At 48.3% G+C, this 8,425-nt stretch carries 6 protein-coding genes and 3 tRNA genes; 4 read left to right on the plus strand and 5 right to left on the minus strand.

Features of this window, described 5'->3' with window-relative positions; genetic code table 11:
• Positions 1 to 178 precede the first annotated feature (178 nt).
• The 4 genes from ACRCZA_RS11460 to ACRCZA_RS11475 all read right to left on the minus strand — a co-directional run bounded on the left by ACRCZA_RS11460 (position 179) and on the right by ACRCZA_RS11475 (position 1,530).
• Positions 179 to 265 (minus strand) — tRNA-Leu (locus ACRCZA_RS11460).
• Positions 266 to 323: 58 nt separating this feature from the next.
• Positions 324 to 410, minus strand: a tRNA-Leu gene (locus tag ACRCZA_RS11465).
• A gap of 54 nt (positions 411 to 464) precedes the next feature.
• Positions 465 to 540, minus strand: a tRNA-Phe gene (locus tag ACRCZA_RS11470).
• 228 nt (positions 541 to 768) lie between these two features.
• Complete coding sequence (locus tag ACRCZA_RS11475) at positions 769 to 1,530, minus strand: outer membrane protein assembly factor BamD (RefSeq protein ID WP_438674568.1); 762 nt, start codon at positions 1,528 to 1,530, stop codon at positions 769 to 771.
• 122 nt (positions 1,531 to 1,652) lie between these two features.
• On the opposite strand from ACRCZA_RS11475, the gene rluD reads away from it, so the two are divergent.
• From rluD to clpB, 3 genes are all read left to right on the plus strand, one after another.
• Complete coding sequence (gene rluD / locus ACRCZA_RS11480; RefSeq protein ID WP_438674569.1) at positions 1,653 to 2,624, plus strand: 23S rRNA pseudouridine(1911/1915/1917) synthase RluD; 972 nt, start codon at positions 1,653 to 1,655, stop codon at positions 2,622 to 2,624.
• Between the two features lie 3 nt (positions 2,625 to 2,627).
• Entirely contained in the window at positions 2,628 to 3,479 is an 852-nt protein-coding gene (pgeF, locus tag ACRCZA_RS11485; protein WP_438674570.1) for a peptidoglycan editing factor PgeF, read from the plus strand.
• Between the two features lie 194 nt (positions 3,480 to 3,673).
• Positions 3,674 to 6,247 (plus strand): ATP-dependent chaperone ClpB, encoded by a 2,574-nt coding sequence (gene clpB, locus ACRCZA_RS11490; protein WP_438674571.1) that lies wholly within the window; start codon positions 3,674 to 3,676, stop codon positions 6,245 to 6,247.
• 314 nt (positions 6,248 to 6,561) lie between these two features.
• Here clpB and ACRCZA_RS11495 read toward each other — a convergent pair whose 3' ends face one another.
• Positions 6,562 to 7,029 carry a DUF4124 domain-containing protein gene (locus ACRCZA_RS11495; RefSeq protein ID WP_438674572.1) on the minus strand — a complete coding sequence of 156 codons (468 nt, stop codon included), beginning with the start codon at positions 7,027 to 7,029 and terminating at the stop codon, positions 6,562 to 6,564.
• Positions 7,030 to 7,122: 93 nt separating this feature from the next.
• On the opposite strand from ACRCZA_RS11495, the gene pssA reads away from it, so the two are divergent.
• Positions 7,123 to 7,929, plus strand: a complete 807-nt coding sequence (gene pssA, locus ACRCZA_RS11500) for a CDP-diacylglycerol--serine O-phosphatidyltransferase (protein WP_438674573.1) — start codon at positions 7,123 to 7,125, stop codon at positions 7,927 to 7,929.
• Positions 7,930 to 8,425: the final 496 nt, after the last annotated feature.

Below are 8,425 nucleotides of genomic sequence, written 5' to 3' on the forward strand. Positions count from 1 at the left end.
GAGACAATACAGTGCAGATAGTGCAGATAGTGCAGATAGTGCAGATAGTGGTAATGACTCCACATGGGCAGAATGGTGCAAAGGATGACACGAGGCAAACGTGGTCGCGAGGGCCGAGCGAGGATGCTGGAGGCGAATCACAGATACAAAAAAACCTCGCTAAGCGAGGTTTAAATGTTGGTACAGATGAGAGGACTTGAACCTCCACGCCCGTAAGAGCACCAGCACCTGAAGCTGGCGTGTCTACCAATTCCACCACATCTGCATGGTTCTTCGATCACGGATTAACTCACGATAATCGAATCAAAACTTGAATTGCAATTTGGTACAGGTGAGAGGACTTGAACCTCCACGCCCGTAAGAGCACCAGCACCTGAAGCTGGCGTGTCTACCAATTCCACCACACCTGCACTGTACCTTTTGCAATCCTCTAACATTGGCCGCCAAAGCAACCAACTTAAAGATGGTGCCCGAACCCGGAATCGAACCAGGGACACGAGGATTTTCAATCCTCTGCTCTACCGACTGAGCTATTCGGGCGACGGGCGCAATTTAAAGGGTTTTCAGTACTTGAGTCAATAGATTTTTGCTAAATACCCTAAAAACAGGTTTAGTTGCACAAGTTTTGCTCGAATAACTGGGGTGACGCGGTGGCGGAGAGGATTTGCAACCAAGGCGTAGCGTTAGCGCCTGTAAATGCTCAGCAATCTTTGATTGCTGCACCTCAGTTGCACCTAAAAGAATGCCCCTGAGTCGGGGCATTATTGGTTAGTTTGATAAGATTTCATTGTTTGGAAAGTTGGCTTGCATTACCATGAGCACGTTTTGCTTCAATTGGTTTTGACCTAATTCGCCATAAGCTTCTATCATTATCTCTAATGCCCGCTCGGTTGCGGGGGTGCCAGGATAGGTTTCTAGCACGGATTGAGCTCGGATAGCTGCGGCGCTCCAAGCGTTCATCTTCAGATAATATTCGGCCACTTGAATGGCATATTTTGCCAAGCGATCTTTGAGCGATAACATGCGCTTTTGTGCATCGGCGGCATATTTGCTGTTAGGGTAGGTTTTGATTAATCGATCAAAATCCTTGAAAGCGTCTTGCGCATTTTTAGGATCGCGATCGGTTCTGTCGATATTAAGCATATCGTGGAACAAATAGCTATCCGCTTGCATATTGACAAGACCACGCATGTAGTGGACGTAGTCAATATCCGGATGAGTGGGATTAAGACGAATAAAGCGATCGATATTGGCAATACCGGAAGCCACGTCGTCCATCTTGTAATACGCATAAATCAAATCGAGTTGAACCTGCGTTTTGTGAGGGCCGAAGGGGTAGCGAGAATCTAATGCTTCCAACGTGCGGACGGCTTTGGCGTAATTACCAAGCTCCATTGAGGTTCTTGCCTGAGAATAAAGTACATCAGGTGACGTTTTGGCGGCAATGTCGTTATCTTCTGGACTGCTACTACAGGCTGATAACGCGAGTGAAAATAGGACTATGGTTACGCCTTTGGAAAATTTATACATACTTGAATTCAATTCTTTTTAAGTTGTAGTTAAGAATTTTTCCATTTCACTATAAAATAGAAAACATCCGATTGTAACAGATAGCACACTTTTTTTGACCCCTAAAAGGGGATACGGTTCCTATGACACAAGAGATTAATCTAAAAAGCGAGATTTCGGCAACACAAACTGGCCTGAGATTAGATCAGGCACTAGCGGAGTTGTTCCCAGATTACTCGCGCACGCGCATCAAGGAATGGATCCTATCTGATGCAGTCTATGTCGATGGTGTAGTGGTAAATAAGCCCCGCGAGAAGGTATTTGAGCTACAACAGATTGAAATTGCAGCGACACTGGAAGAAGAAGTGCATGCTGCTGCTCAGGCCATTGATCTCAATATTGTTTACGAAGATGACCATATCCTAGTAATCAACAAACAAGCGGGCTTAGTTGTGCATCCCGGAGCGGGCAATGCCGATGGTACGCTAATGAATGCACTTTTGCATCATTGCCCCGAAATTGAGCACGTGCCGCGCGCGGGGATTGTGCACCGTCTCGATAAAGATACTACCGGGTTAATGGTGGTGGCTAAAACGGTTGAGGCGCAAACTCACCTTGTCGCTGCCTTACAGGCTCGTGAAATCACTCGTGAATACGAAGCTATCGTGATGGGCACCATGACCGCGGGGGGCACTGTCGATGAGCCTATTGGTCGCCATCCGACGAAGCGTACCCATATGGCGGTACACCATGCGGGTAAGCCGGCGGTGACTCATTACCGCGTTGCGGAGAAGTTTCGTAATCATACGCGCTTAAGATTACGTTTGGAGTCAGGACGTACTCACCAGATCCGGGTGCATATGGAATATATTGGCCATGTGTTGGTAGGGGATCCCGTGTATGGCGGACGTCCAAAGCCACCTAAAGCGGCGAGCCCAGAGTTTTTTGAAATTTTGAAAAACTTCAAGCGCCAAGCCCTGCATGCGGTGCGCCTTGAACTTGCCCATCCTATCAGTTGTGAAATCATGAGTTGGCAGGCGCCAATTCCTGAGGATATGGTGATCTTAACGAAGGCGCTGCGCCAAGACACCCTTGAACATCCTGTCGAGTATTAATCGGTGTTAGTGCACGATTGGCCAGTACCGGCAAATGTTGGCATTGCCATGACGGATCGTCATGGTGGTGTTAGCCCCGCGCCATACCACAGTCTGAATCTTGGGCTGCACGTGGGGGACGCCCCGCAGCATGTACTTGCCAATCGCGCACGCTTAGTTAACCAGCTACAGTTGCCCAGTGAACCTGTGTGGCTTGAGCAGGTGCACGGCACCCAAGTACTCGATTTAGCCGAAGTCGACGCTGCGCATTTTAACTCGGTGCCGTCAGATATCGTGCAACATAGCCAATTATCTTCAGGCGTATACCCTGCTTGGGATAAGCTTATGCCGTTTGCTGATAAGCATACCGTTGCTGCGGATAGGTATGTTGCGGATAGGTATGTTGCGGATGCCAGTTATACCGATTTAGCAGGACGGGTTTGTGCGGTGATGACGGCAGATTGTTTACCCGTATTGCTGTGTGATCGCCAAGGTCGTGCGGTTGCTGCTGTCCATGCGGGTTGGCGCGGCCTATGTAACGGGGTGATTGAGCACACCGTTGCCCGTTTTACGGCTCCCCCTGCGCAGTTAAACGCCTATCTTGGGCCGGCAATTGGTCCTTTAGCGTTTGAGGTTGGCCCTGAAGTGCGTCAAGCATTTGTGGCGCAGCACTCTGAGTCTGAGGCTTGTTTTGTGGCTCGGGGAGATAAATATCTGGCCGACATCATCGCGTTGGCTCGCTTGCGCTTGAGGCTACTGGGGCTGACCCACATATACAGCGCTGATATTTGCACTGTGTCTAGCCCTGATTATTTTTCTTACCGCCGCGACCAAGTGACGGGACGAATGGCATCGTTGATTTGGCTTAAGTCTTAAGTTTTTCCTGTCTAAAATGTGATTTATTTATCCACTATTGGCTTGAAATTGGTCAAATAGTCCCCATCTTTTAACTAACGAAATATCACTCCAATCCTCCTTCGCGCGCCCTAGCCATATTTGATAAACATGACGAGCGGCAGCGCTGCTTTGCGGATTGGTTTATCTCTACCACGTCAGTTTTAGGAGGCGGTATGCGACTCGATCGTATGACGAATAAATTTCAGCTTGCCATCTCGGATGCCCAGTCACTTGCTCTTGGGCGTGATCATCAATTTATTGAACCGTTGCATTTGATGATGGCATTGCTTAACCAAGATTCTGGTTCAATCCATCCTTTATTAACGCAAGCGGGTATGCGCGTCAGTGCGCTGCGCTCGCTGATCAGTCAGGAATTAGAGCGTTTACCGCAGGTTGAAGGCGCAGGCGGGGATGTGCAGTTATCCCAAGGATTAATTCGTTTATTAAACCTGTGTGATAAGTTGGCGCAAAAGCGTAAAGACAAATACATCTCCAGTGAGTTATTTGTGCTGGCGGCCTTGGAGGGAACAGATCCTTTAGCCCAAGCCCTTAAAAAGTCTGGCGCAACCAAAGAGTTGCTCGAGCAAACCATCGCGAAAATGCGTGGGGGCCAAAATGTGGAGGATCCTAATGCTGAGGATCAGCGCCAAGCGCTTAAAAAATTCACTATCGATCTGACCGAGCGGGCCGAGCAGGGCAAGCTTGATCCCGTCATCGGTCGTGACGATGAAATTCGCCGCACCATTCAAGTGCTGCAGCGGCGCAGTAAAAATAACCCGGTGCTGATAGGTGAGCCTGGTGTGGGTAAAACGGCCATTGTTGAAGGCTTAGCGCAGCGTATCGTCAATGGCGAAGTGCCTGAAGGGATTAAAAATAAACGGGTGTTATCCTTAGATATGGGCGCACTTATCGCTGGCGCTAAGTATCGCGGCGAGTTTGAAGAACGTTTAAAAGCGGTCCTCAATGAGCTTGCCCAGGAGGAGGGGCAAGTCATTCTCTTTATCGACGAGCTGCATACTATGGTCGGCGCAGGTAAAGGTGATGGTGCGATGGATGCCGGCAACATGCTTAAACCCGCCTTAGCCCGTGGCGATCTGCATTGCGTTGGCGCAACCACTTTAGATGAGTATCGCCAATATATTGAAAAGGATGCCGCCCTTGAGCGTCGTTTCCAAAAGGTGTTGGTGGATGAGCCGAGCGTTGAAGACACCATTGCGATTTTGCGTGGTCTTAAAGAACGGTATGAGCTGCATCACCATGTAGAAATTACCGATCCCGCGATTGTGGCGGCGGCGACCATGTCGCACCGTTATGTGTCTGACCGTAAATTGCCTGATAAAGCTATTGATTTGATTGATGAAGCGGCATCGAGCATCCGGATGCAGATGGATTCTAAACCGGAATCATTAGATAGACTCGAGCGCCGTGCTATCCAACTGAAATTGGAAGAGCAGGCCTTAGCCAAAGAAAATGATGAAGCGAGCCGCCGCAGGCTTGAACATTTGCAGGTCGAACTGCGTGAAGTAGAAGCCAAAGCGGCGGAACTTAATGAAATTTGGCGGACTGAAAAAGCCGCGTTAGCAGGCACCCAGCACATTAAAGCGGATCTGGAGCAGGCGAGATTAGAGTTAGAAGTGGCCCGGCGCGCAGGCGATCTTACGCGGATGTCAGAGTTGCAATACGGCCGCATTCCTGAGCTTGAAAAGCAACTCGACTTGGCATCTCAAGCTGAAATGCAGGACATGACGTTACTACGCAATAAGGTCACTGAGCTGGAGATTGCCGAAGTGCTGTCAAAGGCGACGGGCATTCCTGTGTCAAAAATGCTTGAAGGCGAACGTGAGAAATTACTGCAGATGGAAGTGGCGCTGCACGAGCGGGTTATCGGTCAAAATGAAGCGGTTGATGCCGTGGCGAATGCGATTCGCCGTAGCCGCGCAGGGCTGGCCGATCCCAATCGTCCTATCGGGTCCTTCTTATTTTTAGGGCCAACCGGTGTGGGTAAAACTGAGCTGTGTAAATCGCTCGCGAAGTTTTTATTCGATACTGAATCGGCCTTAGTGCGGATTGATATGTCTGAATTTATGGAGAAACATTCAGTATCGCGTTTAGTGGGCGCGCCTCCCGGATATGTGGGTTATGAAGAGGGCGGTTACTTAACCGAAGCCGTGCGCCGCAAACCTTATTCGGTGATCTTGCTTGATGAGGTGGAGAAAGCGCATCCCGATGTGTTTAACATTCTGCTGCAAGTGCTTGATGATGGCCGTTTAACCGATGGTCAAGGTCGTACCGTCGATTTCAGGAATACCGTCATTATCATGACCTCAAACCTCGGCTCCGACATTATCCAAGAAGGCTTTGGGCAAGTGACCTATGCAGAGATGAAAGCGGCGGTAATGAATGTGGTTACCCACAGTTTCAGACCGGAGTTTTTAAACCGTATCGACGAGTCGGTGGTGTTCCATCCCTTGGATGCTGCCAATATCAAGCGTATTGCTTCGATACAGATTGCCTCGTTACGCCAACGTTTGGCCGAGAAGGACTATACCTTGGAGATCACCGACGAGGCGTTATCATTAATCGCCGAAATCGGTTTCGATCCTGTGTATGGTGCAAGGCCGTTAAAACGGGCCTTACAGCAAGAAGTCGAAAATCCGCTGGCGCAAAAATTACTGCGTGGTGATTTGCTACCAGGTAAACCGATTAAGGTGAGCTGCGCGGGGGGAGAGTTGGCTTTCGAGCAATAGTCGTCTAGGTAGAGGTAACAGCCAAATGTGTGAGTAAGTGCTGTTGCGCTCCTTGGCAATAGGGTTAAGGCAAGGCGTTCGGCTAACATCTATGCCTGTGGCGTGAGTTGTTGGCTATATGAAGGGCGCGCTTGGGATACTGCCACTGAGTGTGTCTCTGAGCCTTGAACGCAACATGGAGAGCGGGCTTGAGATTTGTTAAACCACAGCTCTAAACAATGGAAGAGCCGAGTCAATGACTCGGCTCTTTTTATTTGCCATTTGCGCTGCGGTTGATTGCCTTGATTGGGTTCCGAAGCCAGCTGCGCTGCAACTTATTTTTTTGTGCAGAAGAGCTTAATTCTTTCCTGCTGCTGGGCGATGGCGGCTTGTCTTTCTTCCTCTGTCATGGCTTGCCCCTCTTTCGTCTTGTCTGCATTCTGGCGGATAAGGTTCGTGTGGGTCGTCAGTACATTTAAATAGTGCTTAGCATTGTCACAAATGGATTCTGCCTGCTTAGCATCCCTTTCTTTTATTAAGGCGGCGGATTTTTCGGCATCGCTGAGCTTAGCGGATTCATCCTTATTTGCAGGGGCAATATAGCCCACTTTGGCGGGTTCGAGATCTTGGCTATTGAGCTGACGGGCTTGTTGCTGGGCTTGGGTAGGTGGCTCTTGGCTGTAATGAGTAACGCCTTGCTCATCAACCCAAGTGTAAATCACGCTCGCCATCGTCGGGGTGAAGCATAAACATAACCAAAATGCGCAAACAAAACGGGTAGAAAATCGAGTCATGGTTAACATGGGGATCATCCCTTAATGGTCATTTATCGACATGATAATAAAATATGCTATCTTGAAGCCCTGTTACATTCCAGCTAATTACTGAACAAGTGTATGCAAAATTCTTCTCATCAAACAGTAAAGAATAAAGGGATTTATTTATTACCCAATTTATTCACGACTGCAGGATTATTTTCAGGCTTTTATGCGGTAATCGCCTCGATGAACACCCATTTTGAAGCTGCTGCGATAGCGATATTTGTTGCCATGATCTGCGATGGGTTGGATGGACGAGTCGCTAGGCTCACCAATACCCAAAGCGATTTTGGTGCAGAGTATGACAGCATGGCAGATATGGTGTCCTTTGGTATGGCACCAGCATTACTCGCCTATAACTGGGCACTAGCAGATTTAGGGAAAATAGGCTGGTTAGCCGCTTTTATCTATTGCGCGGGTGCCGCGCTAAGGCTAGCACGGTTTAATACTCAAATCGGTATCGCAGATAAGCGCTATTTCCAAGGCCTTGCCAGCCCCGCTGCCGCGGCGATCATTGCCAGCAGTATTTGGCTAGGAAATGAATACAGCTTAGATGGTAAAAACATAAGTTGGATTGCCGGGATAGTGACCGCTGTAACGGGCTTACTAATGGTGAGTAATTTTCGGTATTACTCATTTAAAGACATTGATTGGCGCGGTAAGGTTAATTTCTTGGTGATCTTAGTGGTGGTGGCACTGTTTGTTATCGTCTCGGTACAACCTGCATTGATTTTATGCATAGGTTTTTATCTGTACGCTATTTCTGGGCCGGTGATCACCATTAAAACGGTAGGAAAACTGAAAGTTGCTCATGTGCTGGGGGATAGCACATTGAGTGAATCAGAGACAGATATAAACGAAGGTAATGAACAGGACAAACCGTAATGTTTTACGGCACCTATTAGCTGATTTGATCGCGATTGTTGCTAACGTCCCTCTATGTAACAGTTAAACTGCTTAATTAGGCTGAAGTCGGATAATGCGACCAGGGTGAGCCTAAGGAGTAAGTGAAACATGAATGGATAAGCAAAGATTTTCATCCATCGTTGGTTATGTCTAATGCGCTATATCCATGCGCAGCCTGTTGCGGATTTCTATGCTAAACGAACAAATAAGAGTAAATGAGGCGTTTTCGCTTAAACAATCCGCGCATTGTTGAAAGTTTGTTCGCTTGATTCAGTAAGTGCAAAAAGCCCTTGCACAAAAAGTTCAGCTGCATATAATGCGCATCCACTAACACGGCAGGCAGCGAAACGCAGTTAGCCAGTGGCAGTCATCGATGAGTAACCTACTAGATTACTGATTGATGAGCGTGAAGAAAGTTTGAAAAAAAACACTTGACGCGAACCGGGAGATGCGTAAAATGCACCACCCTGAGTTG

Source organism: Shewanella sp., assembly GCF_051658185.1.
Classification (GTDB): Bacteria; Pseudomonadota; Gammaproteobacteria; order Enterobacterales; family Shewanellaceae; genus Shewanella.